Origin of the sequence: Endobacterium cereale (assembly GCF_009617585.1) — a bacterium.
Taxonomy (GTDB): Bacteria; Pseudomonadota; Alphaproteobacteria; order Rhizobiales; family Rhizobiaceae; genus Neorhizobium; species Neorhizobium cereale.
Map to the genome: position 1 here is coordinate 162,274 of NZ_WIXI01000045.1, position 26,425 is coordinate 188,698.

30 protein-coding genes are annotated in these 26,425 nt (G+C 58.6%); 21 read left to right on the forward strand and 9 right to left on the reverse strand.

The window, feature by feature from the left end; all coding sequences use genetic code 11:
- The first annotated feature begins 74 nt into the window (after positions 1-74).
- Positions 75-995: an aromatic amino acid DMT transporter YddG gene (gene yddG / locus GAO09_RS16210; protein ID WP_153355049.1), complete on the forward strand. Its 921-nt coding sequence runs from the start codon at positions 75-77 to the stop codon at positions 993-995.
- 3 nt (positions 996-998) lie between these two features.
- Positions 999-2,393, forward strand: coding sequence for a dipeptidase (locus GAO09_RS16215; protein ID WP_153355050.1), 1,395 nt, complete (start codon positions 999-1,001; stop codon positions 2,391-2,393).
- A 161-nt stretch (positions 2,394-2,554) separates the two neighbouring features.
- On the opposite strand, the gene GAO09_RS16220 is transcribed toward GAO09_RS16215, so the two are convergent.
- Entirely contained in the window at positions 2,555-3,019 is a 465-nt protein-coding gene (locus tag GAO09_RS16220; RefSeq protein ID WP_209018735.1) for a PACE efflux transporter, read from the reverse strand.
- A gap of 47 nt (positions 3,020-3,066) precedes the next feature.
- On the opposite strand from GAO09_RS16220, the gene GAO09_RS16225 reads away from it, so the two are divergent.
- Positions 3,067-3,603: a TetR/AcrR family transcriptional regulator gene (locus tag GAO09_RS16225; protein WP_153355051.1), complete on the forward strand. Its 537-nt coding sequence runs from the start codon at positions 3,067-3,069 to the stop codon at positions 3,601-3,603.
- A gap of 200 nt (positions 3,604-3,803) precedes the next feature.
- Entirely contained in the window at positions 3,804-4,202 is a 399-nt protein-coding gene (locus GAO09_RS16230; protein ID WP_209018736.1) for a hypothetical protein, read from the forward strand.
- 84 nt (positions 4,203-4,286) lie between these two features.
- Here GAO09_RS16230 and GAO09_RS16235 read toward each other — a convergent pair whose 3' ends face one another.
- From GAO09_RS16235 to GAO09_RS30560, 3 genes are all read right to left on the reverse strand, one after another.
- Positions 4,287-4,775: a hypothetical protein gene (locus GAO09_RS16235; RefSeq protein WP_153355053.1), complete on the reverse strand. Its 489-nt coding sequence runs from the start codon at positions 4,773-4,775 to the stop codon at positions 4,287-4,289.
- A 149-nt stretch (positions 4,776-4,924) separates the two neighbouring features.
- Complete coding sequence (locus tag GAO09_RS16240; RefSeq protein WP_153355054.1) at positions 4,925-5,341, reverse strand: hypothetical protein; 417 nt, start codon at positions 5,339-5,341, stop codon at positions 4,925-4,927.
- A 180-nt stretch (positions 5,342-5,521) separates the two neighbouring features.
- Positions 5,522-5,749 carry a PF20097 family protein gene (locus GAO09_RS30560; protein WP_420796165.1) on the reverse strand — a complete coding sequence of 76 codons (228 nt, stop codon included), beginning with the start codon at positions 5,747-5,749 and terminating at the stop codon, positions 5,522-5,524.
- Positions 5,750-5,908: 159 nt separating this feature from the next.
- Here GAO09_RS30560 and GAO09_RS16245 point away from each other — a divergent pair, with 159 nt between their 5' ends.
- Both GAO09_RS16245 and GAO09_RS16250 read left to right on the forward strand, forming a co-directional pair.
- The gene (locus GAO09_RS16245; RefSeq protein ID WP_153355055.1) at positions 5,909-6,250 is read left to right on the forward strand and encodes a hypothetical protein; all 342 of its coding nucleotides are present in this window, start codon (positions 5,909-5,911) and stop codon (positions 6,248-6,250) included.
- A gap of 593 nt (positions 6,251-6,843) precedes the next feature.
- The gene (locus tag GAO09_RS16250) at positions 6,844-7,473 is read left to right on the forward strand and encodes a hypothetical protein (protein ID WP_153355223.1); all 630 of its coding nucleotides are present in this window, start codon (positions 6,844-6,846) and stop codon (positions 7,471-7,473) included.
- Between the two features lie 134 nt (positions 7,474-7,607).
- Here the strand turns inward: GAO09_RS16250 and GAO09_RS16255 are convergent, their stop codons facing one another.
- The gene (locus GAO09_RS16255; protein WP_153355056.1) at positions 7,608-8,018 is read right to left on the reverse strand and encodes a winged helix-turn-helix transcriptional regulator; all 411 of its coding nucleotides are present in this window, start codon (positions 8,016-8,018) and stop codon (positions 7,608-7,610) included.
- A 91-nt stretch (positions 8,019-8,109) separates the two neighbouring features.
- Between GAO09_RS16255 and GAO09_RS16260 the strand changes: the two genes are divergently transcribed.
- Entirely contained in the window at positions 8,110-9,009 is a 900-nt protein-coding gene (locus GAO09_RS16260) for an NmrA/HSCARG family protein (RefSeq protein WP_153355057.1), read from the forward strand.
- An 87-nt stretch (positions 9,010-9,096) separates the two neighbouring features.
- Here the strand turns inward: GAO09_RS16260 and GAO09_RS16265 are convergent, their stop codons facing one another.
- The gene (locus tag GAO09_RS16265; protein ID WP_153355058.1) at positions 9,097-9,357 is read right to left on the reverse strand and encodes a DUF1344 domain-containing protein; all 261 of its coding nucleotides are present in this window, start codon (positions 9,355-9,357) and stop codon (positions 9,097-9,099) included.
- Positions 9,358-9,683: 326 nt separating this feature from the next.
- Between GAO09_RS16265 and GAO09_RS16270 the strand changes: the two genes are divergently transcribed.
- The 5 genes from GAO09_RS16270 to GAO09_RS16290 all read left to right on the forward strand — a co-directional run bounded on the left by GAO09_RS16270 (position 9,684) and on the right by GAO09_RS16290 (position 14,950).
- Entirely contained in the window at positions 9,684-12,800 is a 3,117-nt protein-coding gene (locus GAO09_RS16270; protein ID WP_153355059.1) for a bifunctional diguanylate cyclase/phosphodiesterase, read from the forward strand.
- 82 nt (positions 12,801-12,882) lie between these two features.
- Positions 12,883-13,980, forward strand: coding sequence for a chorismate synthase (gene aroC / locus GAO09_RS16275; protein ID WP_153355060.1), 1,098 nt, complete (start codon positions 12,883-12,885; stop codon positions 13,978-13,980).
- A 123-nt stretch (positions 13,981-14,103) separates the two neighbouring features.
- Positions 14,104-14,307 carry a hypothetical protein gene (locus GAO09_RS16280; RefSeq protein ID WP_153355061.1) on the forward strand — a complete coding sequence of 68 codons (204 nt, stop codon included), beginning with the start codon at positions 14,104-14,106 and terminating at the stop codon, positions 14,305-14,307.
- 83 nt (positions 14,308-14,390) lie between these two features.
- Positions 14,391-14,639, forward strand: a complete 249-nt coding sequence (locus GAO09_RS16285) for a BrnT family toxin (protein ID WP_153355062.1) — start codon at positions 14,391-14,393, stop codon at positions 14,637-14,639.
- Positions 14,636-14,950, forward strand: coding sequence for a BrnA antitoxin family protein (locus tag GAO09_RS16290; RefSeq protein WP_153355063.1), 315 nt, complete (start codon positions 14,636-14,638; stop codon positions 14,948-14,950). The genes GAO09_RS16285 and GAO09_RS16290 overlap by 4 nt, the downstream gene beginning before the upstream one ends.
- Positions 14,951-14,962: 12 nt before the next feature.
- On the opposite strand, the gene GAO09_RS16295 is transcribed toward GAO09_RS16290, so the two are convergent.
- Complete coding sequence (locus GAO09_RS16295; RefSeq protein ID WP_153355064.1) at positions 14,963-16,156, reverse strand: winged helix-turn-helix domain-containing protein; 1,194 nt, start codon at positions 16,154-16,156, stop codon at positions 14,963-14,965.
- Between the two features lie 109 nt (positions 16,157-16,265).
- Here GAO09_RS16295 and GAO09_RS16300 point away from each other — a divergent pair, with 109 nt between their 5' ends.
- The 9 genes from GAO09_RS16300 (at position 16,266) to GAO09_RS16340 (ending at position 24,761) form a co-directional block, all read left to right on the forward strand.
- Positions 16,266-16,946: an energy-coupling factor ABC transporter ATP-binding protein gene (locus GAO09_RS16300; protein WP_153355065.1), complete on the forward strand. Its 681-nt coding sequence runs from the start codon at positions 16,266-16,268 to the stop codon at positions 16,944-16,946.
- Complete coding sequence (locus GAO09_RS16305) at positions 16,943-17,539, forward strand: CbiQ family ECF transporter T component (protein ID WP_153355066.1); 597 nt, start codon at positions 16,943-16,945, stop codon at positions 17,537-17,539. The genes GAO09_RS16300 and GAO09_RS16305 overlap by 4 nt, the downstream gene beginning before the upstream one ends.
- 36 nt (positions 17,540-17,575) lie before the next feature.
- Positions 17,576-18,139 (forward strand): biotin transporter BioY, encoded by a 564-nt coding sequence (locus GAO09_RS16310; RefSeq protein WP_153355067.1) that lies wholly within the window; start codon positions 17,576-17,578, stop codon positions 18,137-18,139.
- Between the two features lie 176 nt (positions 18,140-18,315).
- Positions 18,316-19,251 carry a histone deacetylase family protein gene (locus GAO09_RS16315; RefSeq protein WP_153355068.1) on the forward strand — a complete coding sequence of 312 codons (936 nt, stop codon included), beginning with the start codon at positions 18,316-18,318 and terminating at the stop codon, positions 19,249-19,251.
- Position 19,252: 1 nt separating this feature from the next.
- Entirely contained in the window at positions 19,253-19,507 is a 255-nt protein-coding gene (locus GAO09_RS16320) for an exodeoxyribonuclease VII small subunit (RefSeq protein ID WP_153355069.1), read from the forward strand.
- A gap of 142 nt (positions 19,508-19,649) precedes the next feature.
- The gene (locus tag GAO09_RS16325) at positions 19,650-20,759 is read left to right on the forward strand and encodes a hypothetical protein (protein ID WP_153355070.1); all 1,110 of its coding nucleotides are present in this window, start codon (positions 19,650-19,652) and stop codon (positions 20,757-20,759) included.
- 105 nt (positions 20,760-20,864) lie between these two features.
- A complete protein-coding gene (locus GAO09_RS16330; RefSeq protein ID WP_153355071.1) occupies positions 20,865-21,782 on the forward strand; it encodes a pirin family protein in 918 nt (305 codons plus the stop codon).
- Between the two features lie 108 nt (positions 21,783-21,890).
- Complete coding sequence (dxs, locus tag GAO09_RS16335) at positions 21,891-23,810, forward strand: 1-deoxy-D-xylulose-5-phosphate synthase (RefSeq protein WP_153355072.1); 1,920 nt, start codon at positions 21,891-21,893, stop codon at positions 23,808-23,810.
- Between the two features lie 66 nt (positions 23,811-23,876).
- Positions 23,877-24,761 (forward strand): hypothetical protein, encoded by an 885-nt coding sequence (locus GAO09_RS16340; protein ID WP_153355073.1) that lies wholly within the window; start codon positions 23,877-23,879, stop codon positions 24,759-24,761.
- Here the strand turns inward: GAO09_RS16340 and GAO09_RS16345 are convergent.
- A complete protein-coding gene (locus tag GAO09_RS16345) occupies positions 24,746-25,324 on the reverse strand; it encodes an SMI1/KNR4 family protein (protein ID WP_153355074.1) in 579 nt (192 codons plus the stop codon). The genes GAO09_RS16340 and GAO09_RS16345 overlap by 16 nt on opposite strands.
- Entirely contained in the window at positions 25,324-26,340 is a 1,017-nt protein-coding gene (locus tag GAO09_RS16350; RefSeq protein ID WP_410768873.1) for a DUF4424 domain-containing protein, read from the reverse strand. Before GAO09_RS16350 ends, GAO09_RS16345 begins: the two co-directional genes overlap by 1 nt.
- Positions 26,341-26,425: the final 85 nt, after the last annotated feature.

Sequence of the window (26,425 nt, forward strand, 5' to 3'; positions counted from 1 at the left end):
GCGAAAACATGACGAACAAAGCGCGCATTTGGAAATCTTGTGATCCGACGCGCCCGATATGAAATGATGCAGATTTGGCCAACAATGCCAACCAAGTTAGAGCAACCTTTGCAGGGCTCACAGCGATCGTTCTTTGGAGTTCGGTTGTCGGCCTCCTCAAAAGTATCAGCCAAAGTTTCGGGGCGACGGGCGGGCCAGCGCTGGTCTACACGATCGCCACCGCCATCTTGATCGCTTTGTTCGGCGTTAAGCGTTCGAGGCACATCCCGCGTGCGTATCTGCTTTGGGGCGGCTTGCTTTTTGTCTCCTACGAGATTTGCATGGCCTTATCGATCAGTTACTCCACAAGTCCACAACAGGCTGTGGAAGTGGCCATGGTCAACTACCTTTGGCCGACTTTCACGGTCATCGGCGCGGTTCTGCTCAGGCAACAGCGCGCCAGCCGATGGATTTATCTGGGGCTTGGATGTTCATTGGTCGGAATCGCTACCGTGCTTGGCGGAGACGGGGGTAACTTAATCACCAACGTCACCGCGAGCTTGTTCGACAACCCGTTAAGTTTTGGACTTTCACTCGCCGGCGCGGTGGTGTGGGCAGCCTATTGCCTTGTGACACCTCGCATCGCAAACGGTCATAATGGAGTGGTGCTATTCTTCGGCGCGACTGCTGCTGTTTTATGGATCAAGCTCGGGTTCACGCGGGATATCACGCTCGTTGCGGACTCTGTACCTATCGGCCTGCTGATCATCACGTCCGCGGCGATGGGGCTAGGATATGCCGCGTGGAACTTTGGCATCCTACACGGCAATGTCTCCGTGCTGGCAAGTGCCTCCTACTTCACCCCTGTCCTCGCGGCAGGTCTTGCGGCATTTGTTCTCCAAACTTCTTTGTCGTGGAGCTTCTGGCAGGGGGCGTTGATGATCTGTATTGGATCAACGATCTGCTGGTGGGCAACTCGTCAAAAGCCCCAAACGCAATTTGCTACAGGAGACTGACCCATGCTCAACAACCCATCGAAGTGGCAAGCATACCTGCATGGACAGCAACAGCAGGCGATTGAGGAGCTTTTGGAATTTATCCGAATTCCTTCAGTCTCTGCGCAGGCCGATAGTCTTCCCGAAGTACGCCGTGCCGCAGTTTGGGTTGCAGATCGTCTGCGAGTTGCTGGGGTCGATTCTGTCGAAGTCCTTGAGACCGATGCCCATCCCGTCGTCTACGGCTCGTGGATGAATGCGGGGGCTGATAAACCCACTGTGCTGATCTACGGTCATTTCGATGTGCAGCCAGCCGAACCTCTGGAGCTTTGGACAACTCCGCCGTTTGAACCTGAGCTAAGAGACGGTCGTATCTACGGTCGTGGCGCGACCGACGACAAAGGCAATATGCTCGCGCCCATTCTAGCGGTCGAAGCCATGCTCAGGACGGAAGGCCGACTGCCTGTCAACGTCAAGTTCCTGTTCGAAGGCCAAGAGGAAATCGGCTCGCCCGATATGCCAAAATTTGTTCAGCAGCATGCGGATCGGTTCGCATGTGACATGATCTTCTCAGCAGATGGACTGCAGTGGGCTCCCGATCAACCGCAACTTGTTGAAGCTCTTAAAGGCATAGTCGCCTTCGAAATCATCCTGCGAGGCCCAGTCTCGGACCAGCATTCTGGTCTTCATGGCGGCGGCATTGCGAACCCCGCTATGGGGCTGGCGCAATTGCTTGCGTCCATGAAATCCGCCGAAGGGCTGGTGACCGTAGAGGGATTCTATGAGCGTGTCATTCCACTGTCGGAAGACGATCGCACCGAGATCGCGCGCATCCCTTACGATGAGAGTGGTTACCTCGCCGAGACAGGTGCCCGAGATACTGCCGGAGAGCCCGGGTACAGCACACGCGAGCGGCTATGGGCGCGGCCGACGATCGATGTGAATGGCCTCACCTCCGGCTGGCAAGGCGATGGAGGAAAGACCGTTCTTCCCGCTGAGGCGAAAGCAAAGCTGACATGTCGCCTTGTGGCTGCACAGGAGCCCGGTGAAATCCTTGATAAAATCCGGCGTCATGTAGAGACACATTGCCCGGTCGGTCTCGTTGCCGAAGTTAAACGTACCAGTAGTTGGGGTGAGCCGTTTCTTGTCCCGAAGGGACATGAATCCACCGAGATCGCCGCAGAGGTGCTGGAAGAGATATATGGCAAAGCGCCCTATCGCACGAGGTTGGGCGGTTCGATCTCCGTCATGACGACGTTGAAGCAGGCGACGGGCGTGCACGCGACGATGTTCGGTTTCGCTCACGCCGATGAAAACCTTCATGCTCCAGACGAGTTTTTTAGGCTCGAGGCATTCGAGCGAAGCAAGCTTGCCTACGGGCTGCTCTTGGAGCGGGTCGCCATTAGACAGTCGAGGTAACAACACATCAGAAGATGATGCCAGAGGTCAACAGCTGCGGCATCCCCACTGAGAAATGCGGATGACCGCTTTTGGCGCAAAGCCGTCGAAGTCTGCTGTCGGCACAAAGCGGTCAGCAGACATGATCGAGCCGGTGTTTTCCACGGCCTGCAGTTCAGAAGTCAGTTCCTGTGCGTGATGGGCACCAATCGGTCGAAGGCCCAGGTAAATACGAAAGTGAACACCAGGAAGAACACAAGCAAGGCGACTTCCATCTTCAGCGCATCGATCGGCCCGACTTCATACCACCACATGAATAGCGGGATGAGGATGGCAACCAATCCGCCCTCAAAGCCAATCGTGTGCGCTATCCGCAGAGCAAATGTCCGGGTCTGGATATTGCGGGCCTGCTCCCAGCGTTCGAATAGTGTGTTGTATATGAAGTTCCATATAACAGCAGCGAGAGAGCTGGCGGCTGCGACCGGAAGCGAGCCATGCGCGTTGCCGCCGCTCAACGCAGTAAGTAGAACTGTTGCGAGGGCGATCGCAAACGCTTCGAAGAGGATTACATAGGTGATCCGGCGAGCTACTGGGGAGAGACACATTTCTTTTGATCCACTGCGAATGCAAGCCTTGCTGCCTGCCAACACTCATTTACATACGGTCGTATTAAAACAATTGCAAGAGGTCATGCATGGTTAGGCCGCGATCGATCGACCGGGAGAAGCTTCTGGATTTTGCCGAGCATATTGTTGCCCGGGATGGTGCTGCTGCACTGTCCTTTGGGGCACTCGCGGATGCCGCGTCCCTTTCGAAGGCAAGTGTGCAGACGGCATTCGGCTCACGCGAAGCACTGATCGAAGCGCTGCTTTCCCGTTCGATGAAGCGTGAGGCCGAGCACTATCAGACCTTTCTTGGCACCGATGTCCGGCCCATCTCGCGGCTGAAAGCACACCTTCGTGCAACTCAAACTGAAAATGAATCCGCTGGAAGGACCGTATCTGCTTTGCTGGCTATTCTGGCCAGTACAGGCAACGCGAGCACGGTGATGAAAGACTGGTATCGGGTTCGCCTCAACGATCTGGAAGCGGATGATCTGTCTAGCCGCAAGCAGCGCGTTGCCTATCTGGCGGCGGAAGGCGCATTCCTGCTGCGCAACCTTGTCGGCATGGAAATCGATGATGATAAATGGGCTTCAATCTTTCGGGATATTGAAAGTGCAGTCGATTGAAATGAGGGCGATTGCCGCCCGACATTGTCGTTTTTACACCTGACCGCCTTTCTCCGCGAGCCGACCTTTCACACAAATAGATTGAAGCTCGTTGCTCGACCTCATACACCCTGCTCGCGCAAGTTCTTGATGATTGCGATAGCCGGTCCCTACACAGGGAGCGCGTATCGGTGTGCATGCAAGCCTACAAAGGAACGAAGATGTCGATCACTGTCCAGAAAACAATCCCCGCTGCGCGTATGCGTCAGTTCAATCAGATGGTGAACCGGTGGCTTGAAGAAGGTCCGATCAAGCTCGCGACGAATGCCACGATCAGCGCGATGGACAATGCCGCAATCCCGAAAGCTGAACAGGCAGCGATCATCGAGGACCGGGATATCATCATGAAACACAATATGCGCCTCGGTGTCATCAGCGAAGTCTTTGCAGGGGCGATCGAAAAAGCGGTGAAGTCATCCCGGTCGGGAAGCGAAGCGCAGGACGAGATCGCCCGCTTGATCGTGACCGCAATTGGTATCCGACAGGAGGATGACAGTGAACTCGTCACATTCACCTTCGCTACTCAAAGTGAGGCAGATGCCTTCGATCAGTCCATCTGAAGGTATTGCCGCAAGCAGCTTTCGGCCCCTGGCTGGTAGCCACTCCACCGATGGGCCGTTCCGTCTTGCGACGGCCCAATAAAGTCATTCGGGCGCTGGCAGCAACGGATATCGCGCATTCCGTTTTTCGTGCTCTGCAAGCGGAGTGCGGCTTAGTACCCTCCGGAATTCCTGAAGCGTCCAGTCACCGAGATCAGACGAGATTCGGCTCATTGTGTCGACTGTTGGTGCCATCCAGTTCCAACGAGAATAGCCATCGTCCTGGATGCCGGAGGCAAGCGCAGGAGCATTTTTGGGGGCGCTTCTACTTCCCAGCTCTGCCGATTGAGCGTGCGCCACGGCCATACCGAACAAGAACCATCTCGCCGTGTCGGAAAGGGAAAGTCCCGCTATTCGCTGAAGCTCACGTCCTCTTTCCCTCACCACAATGTCGTAGCGACCAGCCACGACTTCGATATGCGGAGAACCATCGTCGTGACGCTCTCTGGCGATCTGCACGCAGTCGCCAAGGCCTGCCCTGGCCCAAAGCCTTTCTGTCAGAGCCTGAAGCTCCTCGATCAGATCGCTATGCATATTTCCTCACGTCGTCTTTCGGAAACTGACCGGAAAAGGACAGACAGGCAAGGTAGTGACCACTTCCCGGCGCGAAGCAGAATACGGAGACCGGCCGCATGCAGTTTAGCTCCCCCCGACGACCTATCGAATGGTCGCTGTATTCAGTTTCATAAAACCTGGTAAGTGCCGCCCCCAATGACGGTTGCAGAATTTTCCTCGATGTCCGACAGGAAAAACTCATGCTCCCGCAACATGTCGAGAAGCATAGGGTCCAAGGAAGAAATTTCTTCTTCGGTAGTGACCCGTTTTATGGAGAGGCGTTTTATCAGGTCACTAACCGGCTGCCACTCGAAATGATCGACAATCTCTCCTCGCCGAATTGCTGAACCCATCAATTGGGCATCGAGCAGTTCGTCAGAAGTATTTGCATGCAGAACGGCTTCCTCTTCTGTTCTGCCACTGGTTGCCTCGAAAACGCGAAACTGCTCCTGGCTTCTGTTATTGATCTTCAGGCTCTCAACAACCCACCAGCCTCTATCGTCAGCAAGAGTTGGGAGCGACGTCCCAGTTCCAGCTTTCGACATTATCCACCTTAGCCACTTCATTTTAAATACTCACTTCAAGACCGGACTGGCTTGGGCATTTGATTGTCAGGCTCTCGCAAAGCCCGCTTCCGGCGCGAAGCGCTCACTACCTACCCTATCGATGTTGGGGCGGTGCATAAGGCGGCTCGTCCAAACCCGTTATTGGCTTAAGGCGGGGACCTATTGAACACCTAATGCGTATGACTCGAGGTAACCGCATGCATTACATCGAAACGTCTTTACGTCATACATTTGCTTGCCCTTGATGCTCACGCCGGAAAAAAAGCTCTTCTCCGGTTTTCCGGTAACCCAGGCCTGAGGGGACAAGACGCCGCTGTCTCCTTTTTCGAGCAAAAAGCCCTCCTCCATGTCCGAGTCGCATTTGCTGCATCGATGGAGCATGTCCATAACCTTCTAAAGGTGAGTTGCGGCCCCACGCCGGCCGCGTGTTGCCGAGCGTTTCTACATCCAAGAGGTTCATAGATTGCTTCACCGTCCAAGGGTCAAGTCTCGTATTGCCAGCTACCAAACGATGATACTGATCGAAGGTACTCCTTGGAGCAGGTGATGAATTTCGGCACGACCGCAAACCAACTTGACCAGAACCTCATCGCCATATGGCAGACCTTACATCAGGCGCGAGATGGCTCAGCCCGCTTCATTGAAGGGTTGATTGCCGAAATACGCGACGACTCAATTGCCCCTGAGCAGCGCATCGCATCCGTCGGTCACGCCTGGTGGTCGTTTGTGAGAAACCCACCCGGTATTTACGAATTCCACGTATGGAGCGGGAACCCGGAAAAAGACAGAACGGCGAACTCGACTTTCCAGCAGAACCTCGAACAAGTTTCTCAACTTTTGGAGCAGTATGAACCATCATTCGGTCGCTCTTCCGTTTCCGGCGACTAACCGACGAGTTGGTAGCGCTGGAACATAGCGCGAAAAGGGCTAAAGCGATCGTCATCACCCGCTCGAGCATGACGTTTCTGGCGCATTACCGTCATCACACGTGGCTCAGTGAGACAAACGCAATGCTTGATGCGGGCCTTTTATCTCGCAGGAAATCTGCTTACATCGCGTTCATAATCACCGCTGAATTTGCAGGCATCGGAATGTTGAAGTTCTTCGGAATAATTTTGCTGATAGCAACTGGAGTTTTCGTTGTTCTGCTGCTGTATGGCATAGCCAACTGCTCTCCATCGGCATGCGAGGCACAAGAAATTATCGCCTGGTACCCGGCCTATATCTACGCCATCGTGTATCTACCTCTTCTCGTGATTTCACTCATTATTTGGGCAGGGTCTCGATTGCTTCGAGATCGATAGTCTATACACTACCGTTATTGGCAGAAAATGCGACTTTGGTGGCCCACACAACGCGTGGGTATCATGACCGCACTTCGCGCAAATCCACATCGGAAAACCATAGTCCCATCGGCATCGCCCGCCTCGCCTGCCAATGATATTGTTGACCTCAAGGCCGGCAAACCCCATCTGAGCGCAATGCCGAAGATCGCCAAAACCGATATCGAATTGCTCAAAACCTGGACGCTGTCGCCAACGGCCACCTTGGGATCGTCCGTTCGCGCAAAGGGGATTTTGCAGGAAATCCAGGCAAGGCTTCCGGCAACCTCGAAAAAGTCGGTCGTCCTTGAAGGCAGCGACCTCATACTTGCGATGCCTGCCGGCGAAAAGGCCACCTTCTCCGCGGCGGTCGCCATCATCTCCAGGACGATGGCGGAGGCTGAAACATTGCCCGTCATTCCCCGCGAAATCGAGGATATCCTGACGATCAAGACCAGCGAGCGTCATCGATGGCTCGAAGATGGGCGACTACCCAGCGCGGGGACGAGGACAGTCAGGCTGAACGGCCGGGCCCGGCGCATAACCTTTCATGTCTTCGACCTCAAGGTCGTGGAGGACCTTCTCGACCGGGGTGTCGTTGATGAATGGCGGGAAGAGGATATCGAGGCGAAGGCGGAAAAAAGACGCCGGGCCGCCTATCAGGCGAAACTGACGCGATCGCTCAAAAAGGCGAAAAAAGCCTCGAAAAAATCGGCCCGTGAACCGGATGAGGCGATACCGGAACTGCGAGGCTGGGAAGAATTCGACGTCGACGGGCTTCTTCGCTAGACGTCGTGTTCAACAACCGATCTCATCATATTGCTCGCATCTGCCTGCCGACTGCATTCCGTCCGAAAAGACGCCGCTGACCGATTGCAGCACAGACCTGCGGCCATGAGGATGCGCCCTGCCTACGCCCGTTGTTAAGTGCGTCCATCATAAGCGCGGCGGGATTTTTCCACGTCGGCCAGATTGTCCCTGACCCAGACATTGACCCCCTCCAGCGCCTTGATGATGCCCGCCCCCATGTCGGTCAGTTCGTATTCGACACGCGGCGGCACCTCCGGAAAATAATGGCGCAGCACGAGACCGTCGCGCTCCAGATTGCGCAGCGTCAGGGTCAGCATGCGCTGGGTAATGCCATCAAGGCCATTCTTCAGCGCGGAAAAACGCAATCTGCCCGTTGGCGCCCGTGACAGCTGCCAGATCACCAGCACCGTCCATTTGTCACCCAGTCGCGCGCAAATACCGTTGTCGGGATAGGGCGTGAAATCCCGGCCCTTTTGATGCGCGACCTGCGGGCTCTGATCGGTTGGCCGGTTCAAGCGTATCATCCTTGTGCCTGAGGCTGAAAAATGTGCCGTCTTCCGTCGGTTTTCAGGCAGTATATATGGAGAACCCTCGTTCCAACATGAGGGTTTTTCGATGCCGAATGACAAACGTCCCATTCTCGTTTTTGGCGCCACCGGCCGGCAGGGCGGATCGGTGGCAGCCGCATTGATGAAAGCGCAGTGGCCCGTGCGCGCCATCGTGCGTGATGCAGACGCAACGGCTGCTGCTGATCTCGCGGATGCCGGAGCCGAACTGGTGCGGGCATCACTCGGGGATAGCGGCATCATCCGCTCGGCCATGGAAGGTGCCCATGGCGTCTTCAGCGTCATGCCTGCCAATCTCAGCACTGAGGATGAGGTACGCCATGGAATGTCCATGGCCGACATGGCGGCGGATGCCGGGATAGAACATTTCGTTTATTCGTCCGGCGCAAGCGCCGGGGACAAGCTGACCGGCGTGCCGCGTTTCGATGCCAAGCCGCGGATCGAGGCGCATATCCGAACATTGCCGCTTACAGCCACCATCGTCCGACCGATGATTTTTATGGACATGCTGGTGCGGCCAGGGTTTGGGCTGGAGGAAGGCAGGCTGATTTCGCTGGTGCGGCCGGATCAGAAGATGCAACTGATCGCCGTTGAGGATATCGGCAAATTTGTTGCCGCCATTTTTGCCGACAGATCCGGCTTTGCGGGCACGGTACTGAAGATTGCCAGCGACACATTGACAGGCGATCAGATGGGTGCCGATTTTACCGAAGCCGCCGGACGGCCGATTACCTATTCACGCTTCACCGACGATAGTCTTGCCGCCAATACGGATCTGGCAGAGATGGCGAAAAGCATGGAGGACGGACCGCTTTCGCAGCATGCCGATCTCTTTTCCCTGCGGCGGCTCAATCCCGAAATGCGGTCCTTGCGCGACTGGCTTGGCGGCAACGGCCGCAAGGCACTGGACCATGCCCTGGCGATCGACAGCAAGACGAAACCGGGTTGATAACCACCACCGCAGCCAAGAGACAGAAAGGCCCCACAACCGGTTCGGTTTGGGGCCCGTGCAGAACGTCAGAAAACCGCGATGGCTTTACTGCACGATTTCCAGATCGTCGACCACGCGGTTGCCGTCAACGACGGTGTAGAACACCACGACCTTGACGCCGGCCGTCAGGCCATCGAAGTTGAATTCCTCCGGCACCTTGTAGGTCTTACCGTCATCCAGCGTCAGGGAAAGCTTGCTCACATCCACCGTCTTGATGGTCGCTTCCACATCGACACTCTGCGCCCAGCCGTTGATGGGAGAGAGGATGCTGGCCGTTGCCAGAAGTGCGGCGATGAGGATGCGCATTGTGTGAGCCCTAAGGGAGCGGTTCGGTGACTTTGACTTGTACACAGATAGCCTCCTGATTGTGGCGGAATTTGCTCGGGATCGTGACATTTTTAGACTTAATGATGACTGGAAAATTAACTGTGATTCAAGGGTTTCCGCCGAAATCCTGGCAAGCCCCCACGCATCACGATCCACAACATATCACGACCGGCAATCAGGCTATATTCTTCAATCCTAGATTAACCTTGCGCGAATATGGTCAAGCCAGGATCCGGGTAGTGCGTAAGGGTGAATAAAGCTTGGTGGCTCGCGTTTCGGCACATCGCCATTTCGGCAGCAAACTGATGAGCAGGCGCGCGGCACTGGCTGCGGCGCTGGCCATTACCGGTGCCGTGATCATCGTCGGCATTGCTGTCGATTATCGCAACACATCGAATTTTCGCGAGCAGCTGCGCCATACGACCGAGCGCGTCTCGACGCTTCTGGGCGTGCGCATGGCAGCGCGCCTGCAAACCGATCTCGATACGACCGACAATCTGGCGCATGCCTTCGTTACCGACAAGGGCGCCAATGCCGATCTCTTCCGCGCCGATGCCGCGCGGTATCTCGACCGCAATGAACATTTTGCCGGTATCGTCACGGCGCCGGATTTCGAACTCGACCGCGTCTTCATCCGCTCTTCCGAACAGGTGGCAGGCAATGTCGTGCTGCGCGGCAATGGCACGGCGACACTGGCCGAAGCAATCCGCGCCTATAGGGATATCGAAAAGCCGGTCGTTCTGACCAGCGATCGCTCGCGCGCCGTCGTTCTCCTGATGCCGGTCGCCAATCCGGGTGGGGCCGATGGCAAGTGGGGCGCCATCGCCGTTGTCATCGACAAGCTCTACCTGTTCGACAGTGCCGGCATTTCGCTTCTGCCGCGCAAGCCCGATGCCAAGCCGATGATCGATCTCAGCTGGCTGAAAGTGGCGATCAGGGATGTGACCCGGCCCGACAATGCCACCTTCTTCGGCACGTCTATGGATGAGCCGCTCTCCCACACGATCGATGTTGCCGATGGGCAGTGGGAATTGCAGGCCATGCCGAAGGCGGGCTGGAACGGCATTCCCGACAATCAGGCCGCGTTCCGGCTGCAATTGCTGCTGGCCGGGCTTGCGATGATCATCCCGGTCTTCATCGCCAGCCTGCTGATCGGCGAGCGCAACCGCAATATTGCAGCACTTCGCCTGCGCGAAGGCACGCTGATGCAGCTGTCGCAGCGGTTTGCGCTGGCGATGGAAGCTTCCAGCATGGGCGTGTGGGAATTTACCGACGAGATGTTCTGGGATGCCCGCGCCTCCAGCCTGCATGGCGCAACGGCAAGCGACGGCGACAACCGACTTGAGGAATGGCTGGCCGCCATCCACCCGGAAGACCGGCCGTCGGTGGAAGCCTATTTCTTCGCCTGCGCCTGCGTCAATGTTGCCTCCTCCGTCAACTACCGCGTCATGACGGCCGATGGCAGTCTGCGCCATCTGCGTTCGGCCGGTGCCGCCTACCGCAACCCGGATGGAAGCCAGCGTGTGGCCGGCATCGTCTGGGATGTCTCCGCCGACATGACGTTGAACCAGTCGCTGCGTGCCGCCAAGGAAGACAGCGACATCAAGAATGCCGAGCTGGAACTGGCTCTGGACGAGCTTTACAGCCGCGAACAGCAGCTGGAAGAGCTGACAGCCAAGCTGGGCATGGCGCTCGAATCCTACCGTTGCGGCATCTGGGAATCCCTGCCCGACAGCCGTATCGAACATTGGGATGCGCGGCTTTATCAGTTGCACGGCCTGCCCTATTCCGAACGCAACGTGACCGCCGAACAGTGGATCGAAACCATCCATCCCGAAGACCGCGCCGAGGCACGCCGCATTTCCGCGCATTTCGGCAAGGGTAGCGATGAGCCGCTGGTCGTGCGCGTGCCACAACCGGATGGCAGCATCCGTTATGTGCGCTCGGTCGGCAAACTTCATATCGGCCGCGATGGCCGCCGCAAGGTGATCGGCCTTGCCTTCGACGTGACCGACGACGCCATCCTGACCGAGCAGCTGCGCGCAGCCAAGCAGGAAGCGGATGCGAAAAATATCGAATTGCAGATGGCCAAGAACAGGATCGAGCACAATTCGCTGCACGACCCTTTGACCATGCTCGCCAACCGCCGCAGCCTCGATCTCGCACTCGACGAACTGTCGCGTGCAAGCGAGAGCGAACGGCAGAAGCTGTCGATCCTGCATCTCGATCTCGACCGTTTCAAGCAGATCAACGATACGCTCGGCCATGCCGCCGGTGACGCCATGCTGGTGCATACCGCCCGCATTCTCCTGCGCAGCGTCAATCCCGGTGATCTTGTCGCCCGTATCGGCGGCGACGAATTCGTCATTCTGGTCAAGGACGATTGCAGCACCGCGCATACGGCAGCGCTGTCCAACCGCATTATCGCCGAAATCCGCCAGCCGGTGGAATTCGAGGGCTTTTCCTGCCGTTTCGGCGTTTCGATCGGCATCGCTCAGGCGACCGGCCGCAATATCGATGCAAGGCGCATGCTGGTGAATGCCGACATCGCGCTTTACCGCGCCAAGGCTCAAGGGCGGAACCGCTTCGAGTTCTTCACCCAGAACCTGCAGGCGGAAATCATCAGCCACAAGCGCACCGCCGACGAGGTTCTGGCCGGCATCGAAAACGACGAGTTCGTCGCCTGGTACCAGCCGCAATTCGATGCCCGCACCATGAAGCTGACCGGTGCCGAGGCCCTGGTGCGCTGGAAACACCCCCAGCACGGCATTCTGGCACCCGACCGGTTCCTGAAAATCGCCGACGAGTTGAATGTCACCGCCACGCTTGACCAGATCGTGTTGCAGAGCGTGCTGAAGGACAAGATGCGCTGGGCGGCACTTGGTCTCGACGTGCCAAAGGTTTCCGTCAACGTATCGTCCAGGCGCCTGCATGACGATGCGCTGATCGATACGCTGAAGACGCTCGCCATCACGCCCGGCCAGATTTCCTTCGAGCTGGTGGAATCGATCTTCCTCGACGAAAGCGAGGATGCGGCGACCTCCAACCTCGAACGTATCAAGGCTCTCGGCATCGATATCGAGATCGATGATTTCGGCACTGGTCACACGTCCATCGTCAGCCTTTTGAAGCTGAAGCCGAAACGCCTGAAGATCGACCGCCAACTGGTCATGCCGATCCTCAACTCGCCGCAGGAACGCACGCTGGTGCGCTCGATCATCGATATCGCCCGCTCGCTCGGCGTGGAAACGGTGGCGGAAGGCGTGGAAAGCATGGCCCATGCCGCCATGCTGCGCGAACTGGGCTGCGACCTGTTGCAGGGTTATGCCTTCGCCCGCCCCCTGCCCTTCGACGCCTTCAACGAGGCAGCGGCACGCGGCTGGAACTTGGTCGACAAACAGGCGAACGGCACGGCGGCATAAAAGGCTTTCCCCCGGCAGTGGTTTTACACTAAGACAAACCCGCTTTTCTGCGGGAACGGATCCCGCGCTTTAGCGGGGTCCCATGTCGCATAATTCCTTCGGTCATCTTTTCCGTGTCACCACCTGGGGCGAAAGCCACGGGCCCGCGCTCGGCTGCGTCGTCGACGGCTGCCCTCCCGGCCTGCGCTTCACGCTGGCCGACCTGCAGCAGTGGCTGGACAAGCGCAAGCCCGGCCAGTCGCGTTTCGTGACGCAGCGGCGCGAGGCCGACGAGGTAAAAGTGCTTTCTGGCGTGATGTTCGATGCCGACGGCGAGACGATGATCTCGACCGGCACGCCGATTTCCATGCTGATCGAAAACACCGACCAGCGCTCCAAGGATTACGGCGAGATCGCCCGCCAGTATCGTCCGGGACACGCCGATTATACCTATGACACTAAATACGGAATCCGCGACTATCGCGGCGGTGGCCGTTCCTCGGCCCGCGAAACGGCGGCGCGTGTGGCGGCCGGCGGCATTGCCCGTCTGGTCGTGCCGGGTGTGATCGTGCGCGGCGCGTTGGTGCAGATCGGCAAGCATAAAATCAACCGCGCCAACTGGGACTGGGCACAGGTGAACGAAAACCCGTTCTTCTGCCCCGACCCGGAGATGGTGCCTGTGTGGGAGGACTATCTCGACGGCATCCGCAAGGCAGGCTCCTCGATCGGCGCGGTGGTCGAAGTGGTGGCCGAAGGTGTGCCGGCGGGTCTTGGCGCCCCGATCTATGCCAAGCTTGATCAGGATATCGCCTCGCTGCTGATGTCGATCAACGCCGTCAAGGGCGTCGAGATCGGCGACGGTTTTGCCTCAGCCGAACTGACCGGCGAGGAAAACGCCGACCAGATGCGCATGGGCAATGACGGCGAGCCGCTTTTCCTTTCCAACCACGCGGGTGGCATTCTCGGCGGCATTTCGACCGGCCAGCCGCTGGTGGCGCGTTTCGCCATCAAGCCGACCTCCTCGATCCTGACCGAACGCCAGTCGATCGATGCCGACGGCAAGAATGTCGACGTGCGCACCAAGGGTCGCCACGATCCGTGCGTCGGCATTCGCGCCGTGCCGATCGGCGAGGCCATGGTCGCCTGCGCGATCGCCGACCATTACTTGCGCGATCGCGGGCAGACCGGACGGCTGGACTGAGTTTACCCTCGGTTTTGAGGATTGCTGCAGTGCTGGACATGATGGATCGTCGCTCTTTGTGGGGCGGCGATTTTTCGTTTTCGGTCTCCACTACGCCAGCCCGAAGGAAAGGAAACGCCTGCCATGAAGGACAGACATCCGACACTGAAGGAATTTCAACCGGGTCGCGGCTACAAGAAGGCAGATTGGGATGCCGTCGACAGCCCCGAACTGACCGACGAGGAATTGGCCCGCATGCGCCCTGCCCGCGAAGTGCTGCCGCCGGAGTTCTTTCGTTCGCTCGACGCGATGCGCCGGCCTCAAGCCAAGAAGACCAAAGTGAAATGACCCCTTGATCCGCAGGATTGCGGAGCACGCGGACATGAGAGATCGTTGCTCGTTGCTGGGGGGCGATTTTTCGTGTACGAATAATGCGGATTGTCTGGGACGAGCGGAAGCGGCAACTCAACCTTCTTAAACACGGCTTGGACTTCGCCGATCTTGATCTTGAATTTTTCATTCTGGCTGTCACCAGCCCGGCGAAAGAAGGCCGATCGAAAGCCGTCGGTCGCCTCAAGGATGGAACCATCGTCGTAATATTTCTGGCGCTCGGTTCGGAAGCGATCTCGGTCATTTCCATGCGGCCGGCCAGACGGGACGAAAGGGATGTGATCGGATGACATTGAAGCGAAAGACGCTCAAGGAATTTCAGCCCGGTCGTGGCTACACCAAGGAAGAATGGGACGCCGTCGATTCTCCGCCGCTGACCAAGGAAGAACTGGCGAACATGCGCCCCTTCCGCGAAGTCTTTCCCGAGCTTGCCGCCAAAATGGAAAAAGAGATTGCCGCCCGTGGCCGCCCACGTGTCGAGGCGCCAAAGGTGGCGGTTACGCTGCGGCTCGATCCCGATGTGCTGGAGAAATACAAGGCCGGCGGCAAGGACTGGCGCGCCACCATGGCGGCCGAACTGCGCAAGGCGGCGGGTTTGTAAGCCCGGCGGTGATTACTCCCCGCGCCATCCATCCAGAAACCGCACGCTCTCCACACCAGCGAACCGCGCCATGCGCACCAGTTCCGCTTCCAGCCTTTCCAGACGTCCCGCTGACGCGCGCACGCCCGGTTCCAGCCACAGGCGTTTGACATCCAGCGTACCGGCCTTGCGGTCGGCCTTCATGTCGATACGGCCGATCATGCGGTCGCCTTCCATCAGCGGAAACACGTAATAGCCGTAGATGCGCTTAGGCTCGGGTACAAAGATTTCGATACGATAGTTGAAGTTGAATAACCGCTCGGCCCTGTCACGATCCCGCAAAAGCGGATCGAAAGGGCTGAGAACACGGATACGGTTGGGCGGCTCGGTAATGTCGCCGAGATTTTCAGGAAAACCGGCGAAAGCGAAGGATGGGCGAGGGCGGCCGCCATTTGCGGGACTGATGAGGATTTCAACCAATTCGTCGCGATGGGTTTCGACCCAGAGCTTTGCCTCAAGCGGCGTTACCAGATCCCAGAAGGCGGCGATTTCACCGGATGTGGCAAACCCCAGACGTGTCAGCGCACTGCGGCAGGCCCAGTCCAGAAACACCTCTTCCGTCACTTCCGGTTCGTGGTGATGCAACGGCAGCACGCGTTCGGTGAGGTCGTAGATCTTTTGAAAATTGCGGCGGCCGGCGATCGAGAGCTTGCCGATATGCCAGTAATATTCGAGCGCCGTCTTGTTGGGATGCCAGTTCCACCAGCCGCCGGATTTGTGATCCTCGGCCTTCATGTCACGCGACATGATCGCGCCGTTTTCCTCGATATGCCGAAACGTGTCCTCGAAGGCGGAATCGTAGTTTTCGCCCTGCCATTTTTTCCAGCGTTCGGCCAGATACGGTTCGCGACGGCGAAAGCGGTGTTTCCAGTAGCGAAAAAATTCGGACGGCAGAATGGAGGCATCATGCGTCCAGTGCTCGAAAAGCGCGCCATCCTTTTCCAGCAGCGTGGTCAGATGATCGCGCCGATAAGTCTGGTTGCGCGAAAACAGGATCATGTGATGGGCGCGTTCGACGGTGGCGATACTGTCCACCTGCACGAAGCCGATCGCCTGGATCAGGGACAATAGCCCCGCCTTGTCGAGTGCCCGGTTGGGCGCGGCGCACAGGCCCTGCCGCTCCAGAAAAATGCGCCGTGCCTGTTCATTCGAGATCAGTATAGCCATGGAAAAGAGACTATGTTTTTGCCGCGCCGGTTGCAATGTTCTTTTTTCGTTCCGCATTCCCCTCAATCCCGATAGAGTTTATAGAGCCGGACAGAATTGAGGGACCGGCTTGGACATCCATTTCGAAGAGGCCAGCGTGCGCTACGAGGGCCGCACCGCGCTCGAACCGCTGACCGTGACGCTCACCGAGCGGCGTATCGGCGTGATTGGGCTGAACGGTTCCGGCAAGACGACGTTTGCGCGGCTGATCAAGGGACTGGTGATACCGTCTTCGGGAAAAGTTGTCGTCAACGGTTTCGATACGGTGAAGGACGCGGAAGCGGTTCGCGCCGAAGCCGGTTTCATTTTTCAGAACCCGCAGAACCAGATCATCCTGCCGATATTGAAGGAAGATATCGCGCTCGGGCTGAAGCGAAAAAAGCTTTCCGCCGCAGAGATTGAGGCGGCCGTTTCGGCCGTGCTTGCCCGGTTCGGCATTCCGCATCTGGCCGATCGCCGCACGCACGAACTGTCCGGCGGAGAATTGCAGCTTTCCGCCTTTGCCTCGGTTCTGGTGACCGAACCCAAAATCCTCATTCTCGATGAACCGACCAACCAGCTGGACCTGAAAAACCGCAATCTGGTGGAACGCACCATGGCGGGAATGGACGAAAACCTGATCGTCATCAGCCATGATCTGGCGCTGGTCGAAGGCTTTGATCGGGTGCTGCTGTTTTCAGGCGGCAAACTGATCGGCGACGGAAAACCGAATGATGTGATCGCCCAATACAGAACGCTGGCCGGCGCATGAACACGCTTTACCTTGACGGACAAAGCCTGCTGCACCGGCTGCCGACCAAGGCAAAACTGGGCGGACTGACCGCGTTCAGCCTGTTGCTGTTCATGGCCAACAATCCGGTGGTTCTGGGCGTTGCGGCCTTTGTCGCCGCGCTTGCTTATGCCTCCACCGGCATCGGTTGGAGCACCGGCCTTGTCCGCCTGCGACCCGCCTTCATCACCATTGCCGCCGTCACGCTGTTTGCCCTCCTGTTTCAGCCGCCGGTCGAGGCGCTTGTCATCCTGTTTCGCCTGACCGCACTGATGCTGGCGGCGGCGGCGATCACCGCCACCACCACGATCGGCGCATTCATCGACACGATCACCTGGGCGGCCATGCCGTTCGAGCGGATCGGACTGGTGCGGGCCGCCGATATCGGGCTTTCCGTCGGTCTCGTCATCCGCTTCGTGCCGGAAGTGGCGTTGCGGTATCGCTCCATCCGCGACGCACACCGGGCGCGTGGGTTGAAGGTGCGGCCGGTGACGCTGATCGTGCCGCTGATGATCCACACACTGAAGAATGCCGATGAAATCGCCGCCGCCATTGACGCGCGCGGCATTCGCTAGCAATTTGCCCCCACGTTTTTAGGGATATCTACCGCCATGAGTACCAGAGACCTCGTTCTTGTCGCCCTGTTTGCCGCCATCATTGTCGCGCTGGGCCTGATCCCGCCCGTCAATCTCGGCTTCATTCCGGTGCCGGTGCATGCGCAGTCGCTCGGCGTCATGCTGGCTGGCGTGGTTCTGGGTGCAAAACGCGGCACGCTGACGGTCGCACTGTTCATGCTGCTCGCCGCCATCGGCCTGCCGGTGCTTTCGGGTGGTCGCGGTGGCCTCGGCGTGTTCATGGCGCCGCCCTCCGGTTATCTTTATGGTTATATCGTTGCCGCTTTCGTCACCGGTTATATGTCCGAGCGTCTTGTGACGGCACGCCAGACCGGCCTCGTGCAGGGCTCGTATTTCTTCGTCGCGGCCGTGGCCGGCGGTGTGTTCGCCTGCCATCTCTGCGGCGTGCTGTGGCTTGCCTTCGTCACCGGCCTCGGCCTGCCTGCCGCCTTCATGGGCACGCTCGCCTTCGTTCCGGGTGATGTGCTGAAGGCGCTGATTGCAGCCTTTGCCGGCCGCGCCGTGATGGTGGGGTATCCGTTGTTGCCGCAACGCGCGTGATTGGGGTTTAGGTCACGCCTCCCGCCGATCTCCCCCTTGAGGAGGAGATTGTTGGGAGGCCTTAGCACCCTTGCCTCCCAAATAGGACGGGGTATTTTCCCAAGCTTGAAAAGCGCCTGCCCCCGCGCCATTTGGCGATTGCCCATCACCGGGCACCAAGGAGAATGAGGCCCGCCATGACCACGCGCCTTTACGAACACGAGATCTTTCTAGAGCACAACACCCCGCCCGGACACCCGGAGCGCGCCGACCGGCTGCGCTCGCTGGCGATTGCGCTCGAACACCCGTATTTTGCCGATCTCGACCGGAAACCGGCGCCGCAGGCCAATGAGGACGCGGTGCTGCTGGCGCATCCGGAAGACCATCTCTTCTCCGTCATGCGGCAGGTGCCGGAGGAAGACGGCGCGATTTTCCAGCTGGAATCCGACACCTATCTCAGCCCCAAAAGCCTTCAGGCAGCATTGACCGGCATCGGCGGTGCAATGGCCGCCGTCGATGATGTGATGACCGGCAAGGTCGACAATGCCTTTGTCGCCGCCCGTCCGCCCGGCCACCATGCCGAAAAATCCAAGGCCATGGGCTTCTGCCTGTTCAACAACGTGGCGATCGCCGCCCGCCATGCGCAAAAGGTTTACGGTGCCGAACGGGTCGCCATCGTCGATTGGGACGTGCATCACGGCAACGGTACTCAGGACATTTTTTGGGACGATCCGTCCATCCTGTTCTGCTCCACCCACCAGATGCCGCTTTACCCGTTTACCGGTGCCCGCGACGAAACCGGCACGAAGAACAACATCGTCAACGCGCCACTTGCCACCAATGACGGCAGCGAACATTTTCGCGAGGCCTTCAAATCCCGCGTGCTGCCGGCACTCGAAAACTTTCGCCCCGATTTTCTTTTGATCTCGGCCGGTTTCGATGCGCACCACCGTGATCCGCTGGCGCAGATCAACCTTGTCGGCAACGATTTCGACTGGGCGACGGGGCGGCTGATGGAGATCGCCGGCAAATATGCCGGCAACCGGGTCGTCAGCCTGCTTGAAGGTGGTTATGATCTGGAAGGGCTGGCCGAATCGGCGGGCCTGCATATCAGCAGATTGATGAAGGGCTAAAATGTCGGACCAGGTCGAGATCAACGATGTCAGCACCTATTCCTTCGAGAAGGCTGTCGCCGAACTCGAAAGCATCGTGGCCCGTCTGGAACGCGGCGATGTGGCGCTGGACGAATCCATCGCCATTTACGAGCGTGGCGAAGCCCTGAAGAAACATTGCGAAAAGCTGCTTTCGGCCGCCGAAAACCGCATCGAAAAGATCCGCCTCGACCGCGCCGGCAAACCGCAGGGCGTGGAGCCGCTCGACGGCGAATAACGGCCTTGTGACCTTTTGCCTGACCCGCAAAAGGGCAGACCGCTCAAATGCCATCCAATATCTTGAACCGGTTTTCATCGCCTACGCCTAATCCGTCCCCTGAATATTGATGGGTTTATGCGCCGGGGGGCGTGGCGGTTTCATGGGTCAGATACGTGCCTTGGCAGCGGCGGATATTCCGGCGGTGGCCGGGCTTTTTCAAAAAGCGTTCAGGCGAACAGACGCCGCCCCATCCGATGCTTTCGTCGCCTGTCTGCGCACGCTGTATGTCGACCATCCACTCGTTCACGACAGCCTGCCGAGCCTTGTGCACGAAAGCAAAGCCGGAATTTCCGGCTTCATCAGCCGGCATCGCCTGCCGATGCAGATCGGCGGCCGCGCGGTCAACGGTGCCCTGTTCGGCACCATCATGGCCGACAAGGGTGCCGGTCATTCGTTGATCGGCCCCAAGCTTCTGAAAGCGGCCCTGGCCGGACCGCAGGATTTTTCTTTCGCCGATACGACAAGCGACATTTCCCGCACGCTCGGCCAGCGACTGGGCTGCACGCCGCTGCCAAGCCATAGCCTCAACTGGCTGCGCATCATCCGCCCCACCCAGTGGCTTGCGGATCAGGTCACGCAACGTTTTCGGCCCTTTGGATTGCTGGCACCAGTGGCGGGTGCGGCTGATGACATGCTGCGCCGGCGTATTCACCCCAACCGGCCACGCTGGTTTGCCCATGGTGCGCAAAACGCGGCCAAGGGCGCGGCGACCACGGATATCGGTGCCGAAAAATTTGCCGCGCTTTTCCTCGCATTGTCCCGTCGCTTTGCGCTTCAGCCACGCTGGGATTGTGAAGACATCACCACCCTTTCCCGGCAGGCGATGGAAAAGCGGCTATTCGGCACGCCCCATTTCGGCGCGGTCACGGATCAGCACGGCACGGAGATCGGCTGTTTTCTCTACCACCTGAAAAAGGGATCGACGGCGCGGGTGCTGCAGGTGCTTGCCGCACCGGGTGTGGAAGGCGTGGTTCTCGATGCGCTGATTACCAATGCCGCCGACAAAGGCGCGGCTGCCGTGATCGGCCGCACGGAAGCCTGGTTGATGGAAGCCATGCTCGGCCGACGCATCGGCTTTACCAACACCGCCTCCAGCATGGTGCACAGCCGCGACGCAGATATTCTCGCCGCCGTCACCCGAGGCGACGTGCTGCTGAACGGTTTTGTCGGCGAACAGTGGAGCCCGATGATCGGCAACCGGTTCGAGTAATGTGAAGCGGGCCGCTTCAGGGAACAGTGTGTTGCGCGCGGCGCGACTGTCGTTTGGCTGGGAAACGCACTAGATTTCCTCCACCACCAGATGGAGACCGGCCCCATGTCCTTTTTCCCCGGCACCGATCCCGCCCCCGGCGATGCCTTTGCCTGTGATGCGATCGAAAACCTGATCATTCCGCGCTCCAGCGATATCGGCGGTTTTTCCGTACGGCGTGCCTTGCCCACCCGTCAGCGCCGCCTCGTCGGGCCTTTCATCTTTTTCGACCGCATGGGACCAGCGGTGCTGCGGGCCGACGAGGCGCTCGACGTCAAGCCGCATCCGCATATCGGGCTTTCCACCGTCACCTATCTGTTCGATGGCGAGATCAAACATCGCGACAGTCTCGGCACCGAACTCGTCATCAAGCCTGGCGACATCAACCTGATGACGGCGGGGCGCGGTATCGTGCACTCCGAACGCACGCCGGAAAATCTGCGTGGACATCCGCTTGCGATGTCCGGGTTGCAGACATGGCTGGCTTTGCCGGATGACAAGGAAGAGATCGACCCGGTGTTTGCCCATACGGCGCGGGAAAACATGCCGGTTATCGACTGGCAGGGTGCATCCGGCCGGGTGGTGATCGGCGCGCTGGACGGGATTTCCTCCCCCGTCTCCACCTTCACCGATACGCTCTACGTTGATCTTGCTCTTGAGCCGGGCAAAAAATTCCCCTTCTCCGCCGCACATGAGGAACGGGCGATCTACATTCTCTCCGGCGAACTGATCATTTCAGGCGACCGTTTTGCCGCCGATCAGCTGCTTGCCTTCCGCGCCGGTGACGAAATCACGCTGGAAGCGGGCACTACCGGCTGTCACATCATGCTGTTCGGCGGGGCGGCGATGACCTCGCGCCGCTACGTCTGGTGGAATTTCGTTTCCTCTTCCAAGGAGCGGATCGAGCAGGCCAAGGAAGAGTGGCGCACCGGCCGTTTCGACATCGTGCCGGGGGATGAGGAAGAGTTTGTGCCTTTGCCCTGAGCACGAATTCCGATAGAAGCTGTGGCACTCGACTTGAAAAAGGCGGTTTCCAGCGCATCTTTGCTGGATTGCGACAACCACAGACTGCATGAGAAAAGGCCGGATTCCTTGACAGCAAAACCAGACACCCCGTTGCTCGACAAGATCAATCTGCCGGCCGACCTGCGAAACGTCGAGGATCGCGACCTGCCGCAAGTGGCGCGCGAAGTACGCGACGAGATGATTGATGCCGTGTCGAAGACCGGCGGGCATCTGGGCGCGGGTCTCGGTGTCGTGGAACTGACGATTGCCATTCACAAGGTTTTCAACACACCCGACGACCGCCTGATTTTTGACGTCGGCCACCAGTGTTACCCCCACAAGATCCTGACCGGCCGCCGGGACCGCATCCGCACGCTGCGCCAGGAAGACGGGCTTTCAGGCTTCACCCGCCGCGCCGAAAGCGAATACGACCCGTTTGGCGCCGCCCATTCCTCCACCTCGATTTCCGCCGGCCTCGGCATGGCCGTCGCGTCCGAGCTTGCCGGTTCGAAGCGCAATGTCATCTCGATCATCGGCGACGGCTCGATGTCGGCCGGCATGGCGTACGAAGCGCTCAACAATGCCGGTGCGCTCGATGCGCGGCTGATCGTCATCCTCAACGACAACGACATGTCGATCGCGCCGCCGACCGGCGCCATGAGCGCCTATCTGGCCCGCCTTGCCTCCGGCCGCACCTATATGGGCATGCGCGAAGTGGGCAAAAAGCTGACCGGTTATCTCGGCAAATCGATCGACCGCGCCATTACCCGCGCCGTCGAACATGCACGCGGTTACGTGACCGGCGGCACCATGTTCGAGGAAATGGGTTTTTACCATATCGGCCCGATCGACGGCCATTCGTTCGAACATCTTCTGCCGGTGCTGCGCAATGTGCGCGACCATGCGCAGGGCCCCGTGCTGATCCATGTGGTGACGCAGAAGGGCAAGGGTTATCCGCCCGCCGAAGCCGCCGCCGACAAATACCACGGCGTCAACAAGTTCGACGTCATCACCGGCGCGCAGGCCAAGGCCAAGCCGAATGCGCCGAGCTACACAAGCGTGTTTGGTGAAGCGCTGGTGCAGGAAGCCGGTTTCGACGAAAAGATCGTCGGCATCACCGCCGCCATGCCGGATGGCACGGGGCTCGGCAAAATGCTGGAAGCGTTTCCGACCCGTACGTTTGACGTCGGCATTGCCGAACAGCATGCCGTGACCTTTGCAGCTGGTCTTGCAACGGAAGGGTTCAAACCCTTCTGCGCCATCTATTCGACCTTCCTGCAGCGCGGTTACGACCAGGTCGTGCATGACGTCGCCATTCAAGGCCTGCCGGTGCGTTTCCCGATCGACCGTGCCGGTTTTGTCGGTGCCGATGGCCCGACCCATGCCGGTTCGTTCGACACCACATTCCTTGCCACCCTGCCGGGCATGGTGGTGATGGCCGCTTCCGACGAGGCGGAACTGAAGCATATGGTGCGCACCGCCGCCGCCTATGACGATGGCCCGATTTCCTTCCGGTATCCGCGCGGCGAAGGCGTAGGCGTGGAAATGCCGGCACGCGGCGAAATCCTGCAGATCGGCAAGGGCCGCATCGTTAAGGAAGGCTCAAAAGTCGCCCTCCTCTCGTTTGGTACACGGCTCAAGGACTGTCTGCTGGCTGCGGAAGATCTCGACGCTGCCGGTCTTTCGACGACGGTTGCCGATGCGCGTTTTGCAAAACCGCTGGACCACGACCTGATCCGCCAGCTGGCCCGTCATCACGAGGTGCTGATCACCATCGAGGAAGGCGCTGTCGGCGGTTTCGGCAGCCATGTTCTGCAGTTCATGAGCGGCGAAGGCCTGCTCGACAACGGCCTGAAAATCCGCTCGCTGGTTCTGCCGGATGTGTGGATGGAACAGGCAAGCCCGGATGCAATGTATGCCAAGGCGGGGCTGGATCGCGCGGGGATTGTGAGCACGGTGTTCCGGGCGCTGGGGAAACCGGTGGTTGGGGTTGGCGCTGCGGGGTGACGTTGCCCCCAGCGTTGTTGCTTCATCTCTGTTTTTCTATAGCCTCCCGCTAGACGCGGGGGCAATGTGACTCAAAACAGACAAGGCCTTAGCAGACATATTCCTGAACCAACGAAGAAGCTTGTCCGAAAAGCTTGTGGTTATGGTTGTGTCGTGTGTGGATCAATCCCCTACGACTACGACCACCTAAAAACCGAATTCAATGTAGCAGAAGAACACGACCCCGATGACATCGTTCTTCTATGCGACAAGCACCATAGGCAGAAGACTGCCCGCATATTATCGGCAGAGCGAATTTTAGATGCTAAGCGGCACAGAAGTTCGCTCGATAGCGAAACGCGTTTCAAGTTAGAACTGATCCGAGACGATTTTCTCACTATCTGGGGCTCTAACGTTATCACGGCATCCAATAACTCGATCATGGTTGACGACGAGCCCATTCTTACGCTTACGAAGACGGATAACGATTTAGAGCCGCTTTTAATATCCGGCCATTTTCGCGACAAAACAGGCAATCTTATTTGCGCAATCAAGGAAAATGAGTTTGTAGCTCGATCAGCACAACTCGGCGATTTCACGGTAATTTCCAACCGCTTCACATATTCCATGCCAGACGGATCCACAGGCTTGGCTTTCACGCTTGATGACCAAAAGATCCATATCTCTTCCGCTTTTCACACCAAGTCAGATGCTCATGTTGCTGTGAATGATGACCTACTTCAGGTTGGCAACCTGTTTAGTGCAATGCGGTTTCGGCGAAGCAGATTCTTGCAAAACCAAACTGCAATATCGGTGGGTACATGCTGCGATCAATTTTCCTTTGATCATGTCGATCTCAGCCGCATCGCAGGAGGTGAGATGGTTGAATGTGTGGCATCACACAGTGCGGTTGGAGTTTTCGTGGCGGGTCGTGATCGCCCCAAGATTACCAGCAATTATGACAGACTTTGATATGCACCCTCAAACGTCCTCGGCAACCTCTCATACCCCATCCCCAGCATCGTCTTGACCGCATCCGTCTGGCTTGCACGAATGAAGTCGATCAGGCTAGCGCCCCCGTATCGGATCGACAGGCAGGCCCGGTCGATGACGTGGAAGCGAAACATGCCGTCGTCGGTTGCCCGCCAGCAGAGATATTCGCCGTTCACGCTTTTTCCAAAGAACTGCAGCCGATCGACGAAGGCCGCAACATCGCGGCTTTCCTCGTCATAGGGTTCGAGGCAGTCTTCCTCGCCGATCTCCAAACCATCCTCGCAATGGCCATCCACGAGCCAGCGAACCTGATCGCGCAGCATATCGCCCCGCGCGATCAGACCACTATTCGCGTCCATGCCGAAGGGCATTTCGATGATGAAGAGGTTGTTTGTGGTGCCGTAGCCGAAGGTAGCCGCGAAACGCTTGTAGCATTCGGGCAGCGCCCCGATCTGCCGTTCCGCCTCGGCGATCTCCTCGTCCGTGGCCGTTCGCGTCACGGAAGATTGCTCGAAAAGGCTGGCAAGATCATAGGTCGGCATCACTCCCCCGCCACCAGAAACAGCACATCCATCTCCCGCTCCGGCGTAAAATCCTGCGCTTCCATCACGAACGTCGTCGGACCCACCTTCTTCACGCCCTTGCCGCAGAAGCTGACAAAATCCTTCGCATTCCCCTTGTCGATGGTCAGGCGAAAGCGCTTGATCGGGCCGGCCCAGTTGCCGCCTGTCGTGAGGATGTAGGAAAGCCATTGCTCGGTGTAATGCGGGCCGGTGGATTTGGCGGCGGCCGTTTCGAGCTTGGCTGCCGTCTTCATGAAATCGGCATCGATGCAGTAACGTCTGGCGTAATCCTCGTAGGAATAGGCCGGCTTGCCGTCCTGAATAAAACTCATCGCCACCGTGCCGCCGACACTCGGGGAGTAGCGGTGAGCAACCTTGACCGGTTTTCCGGCCGGAAACTTCGTTTTCCACCAATAGGCCGAGGTCAGTGTCCAGACCGGCGTCACCTCCGGGTTGTCGTTACCGCCGGCATATCCGTCGATACGCAGCAGGCCCTTGGCCGCCCAGTCGGCTTTTGTTTCGGGTGAGAGTTTCTGGAGCGCCGCCGCGGTCTTTTCGCTATAGGGCAACAGTGGCACGCCGGCCTCCTTCAGCGCCTGCGTATGATCGATGCCGAGCGCCGTGACGCGCTGCTGCAATTGCGGCGTGATGGCCTTGCCATCCTGCACCACCGAGAAGCCGAGAAAATTGTCACTCTCGGCATCACCATAGGCCATGTCGCTTTCCGAACCGCCGACGATATCCGGCATCGGGAAGGCGACGACGCTTTCGATGTCGGCCTGCCCGAGATTGCGGAAAAGATAATCGACGCGGACTTCCTGACGCGACAGAAACAGGTCTTCCTCCTCCATGGCGATATCGGAGGTCTGGACATAGGCAAGGCCACCGGTCTTCAGTTCTGCCGTGGTGTCATTGGCGAGAGCTGCGGTCGTCGTTGCGCCGCAGATGGCAAGGGCCAGCACCATGGACCGTGCCGGGTTTTTCGATCGTCTCATCCGTCTCTCTCCGCCGTTGTTCACGCATCATAGGTGGCGGATGTGACGCGCGGAAGCGGGAAAGGTTGAGATGGGGAAATGCCCT

What these genes read in the sequence shown, in the direction of transcription:
- GAO09_RS16215 (WP_153355050.1), top strand. Translation starts at nt 999, where the DNA reads ATGCTCAACAACCCATCGAAGTGGCAAGCATACCTGCATGGACAGCAA.
- GAO09_RS16225 (WP_153355051.1), top strand. Translation starts at nt 3,067, where the DNA reads ATGGTTAGGCCGCGATCGATCGACCGGGAGAAGCTTCTGGATTTTGCC.
- GAO09_RS16230 (WP_209018736.1), top strand. Translation starts at nt 3,804, where the DNA reads ATGTCGATCACTGTCCAGAAAACAATCCCCGCTGCGCGTATGCGTCAG.
- GAO09_RS16235 (WP_153355053.1), bottom strand. Translation starts at nt 4,775, where the DNA reads ATGCATAGCGATCTGATCGAGGAGCTTCAGGCTCTGACAGAAAGGCTT.
- GAO09_RS16240 (WP_153355054.1), bottom strand. Translation starts at nt 5,341, where the DNA reads ATGTCGAAAGCTGGAACTGGGACGTCGCTCCCAACTCTTGCTGACGAT.
- GAO09_RS30560 (WP_420796165.1), bottom strand. Translation starts at nt 5,749, where the DNA reads ATGGACATGCTCCATCGATGCAGCAAATGCGACTCGGACATGGAGGAG.
- GAO09_RS16245 (WP_153355055.1), top strand. Translation starts at nt 5,909, where the DNA reads ATGAATTTCGGCACGACCGCAAACCAACTTGACCAGAACCTCATCGCC.
- GAO09_RS16250 (WP_153355223.1), top strand. Translation starts at nt 6,844, where the DNA reads ATGCCGAAGATCGCCAAAACCGATATCGAATTGCTCAAAACCTGGACG.
- GAO09_RS16255 (WP_153355056.1), bottom strand. Translation starts at nt 8,018, where the DNA reads ATGATACGCTTGAACCGGCCAACCGATCAGAGCCCGCAGGTCGCGCAT.
- GAO09_RS16260 (WP_153355057.1), top strand. Translation starts at nt 8,110, where the DNA reads ATGCCGAATGACAAACGTCCCATTCTCGTTTTTGGCGCCACCGGCCGG.
- GAO09_RS16265 (WP_153355058.1), bottom strand. Translation starts at nt 9,357, where the DNA reads ATGCGCATCCTCATCGCCGCACTTCTGGCAACGGCCAGCATCCTCTCT.
- GAO09_RS16270 (WP_153355059.1), top strand. Translation starts at nt 9,684, where the DNA reads ATGAGCAGGCGCGCGGCACTGGCTGCGGCGCTGGCCATTACCGGTGCC.
- aroC (WP_153355060.1), top strand. Translation starts at nt 12,883, where the DNA reads ATGTCGCATAATTCCTTCGGTCATCTTTTCCGTGTCACCACCTGGGGC.
- GAO09_RS16280 (WP_153355061.1), top strand. Translation starts at nt 14,104, where the DNA reads ATGAAGGACAGACATCCGACACTGAAGGAATTTCAACCGGGTCGCGGC.
- GAO09_RS16285 (WP_153355062.1), top strand. Translation starts at nt 14,391, where the DNA reads ATGCGGATTGTCTGGGACGAGCGGAAGCGGCAACTCAACCTTCTTAAA.
- GAO09_RS16290 (WP_153355063.1), top strand. Translation starts at nt 14,636, where the DNA reads ATGACATTGAAGCGAAAGACGCTCAAGGAATTTCAGCCCGGTCGTGGC.
- GAO09_RS16295 (WP_153355064.1), bottom strand. Translation starts at nt 16,156, where the DNA reads ATGGCTATACTGATCTCGAATGAACAGGCACGGCGCATTTTTCTGGAG.
- GAO09_RS16305 (WP_153355066.1), top strand. Translation starts at nt 16,943, where the DNA reads ATGAACACGCTTTACCTTGACGGACAAAGCCTGCTGCACCGGCTGCCG.
- GAO09_RS16310 (WP_153355067.1), top strand. Translation starts at nt 17,576, where the DNA reads ATGAGTACCAGAGACCTCGTTCTTGTCGCCCTGTTTGCCGCCATCATT.
- GAO09_RS16315 (WP_153355068.1), top strand. Translation starts at nt 18,316, where the DNA reads ATGACCACGCGCCTTTACGAACACGAGATCTTTCTAGAGCACAACACC.
- GAO09_RS16320 (WP_153355069.1), top strand. Translation starts at nt 19,253, where the DNA reads ATGTCGGACCAGGTCGAGATCAACGATGTCAGCACCTATTCCTTCGAG.
- GAO09_RS16325 (WP_153355070.1), top strand. Translation starts at nt 19,650, where the DNA reads ATGGGTCAGATACGTGCCTTGGCAGCGGCGGATATTCCGGCGGTGGCC.
- GAO09_RS16330 (WP_153355071.1), top strand. Translation starts at nt 20,865, where the DNA reads ATGTCCTTTTTCCCCGGCACCGATCCCGCCCCCGGCGATGCCTTTGCC.
- GAO09_RS16345 (WP_153355074.1), bottom strand. Translation starts at nt 25,324, where the DNA reads ATGCCGACCTATGATCTTGCCAGCCTTTTCGAGCAATCTTCCGTGACG.
- GAO09_RS16350 (WP_410768873.1), bottom strand. Translation starts at nt 26,340, where the DNA reads ATGAGACGATCGAAAAACCCGGCACGGTCCATGGTGCTGGCCCTTGCC.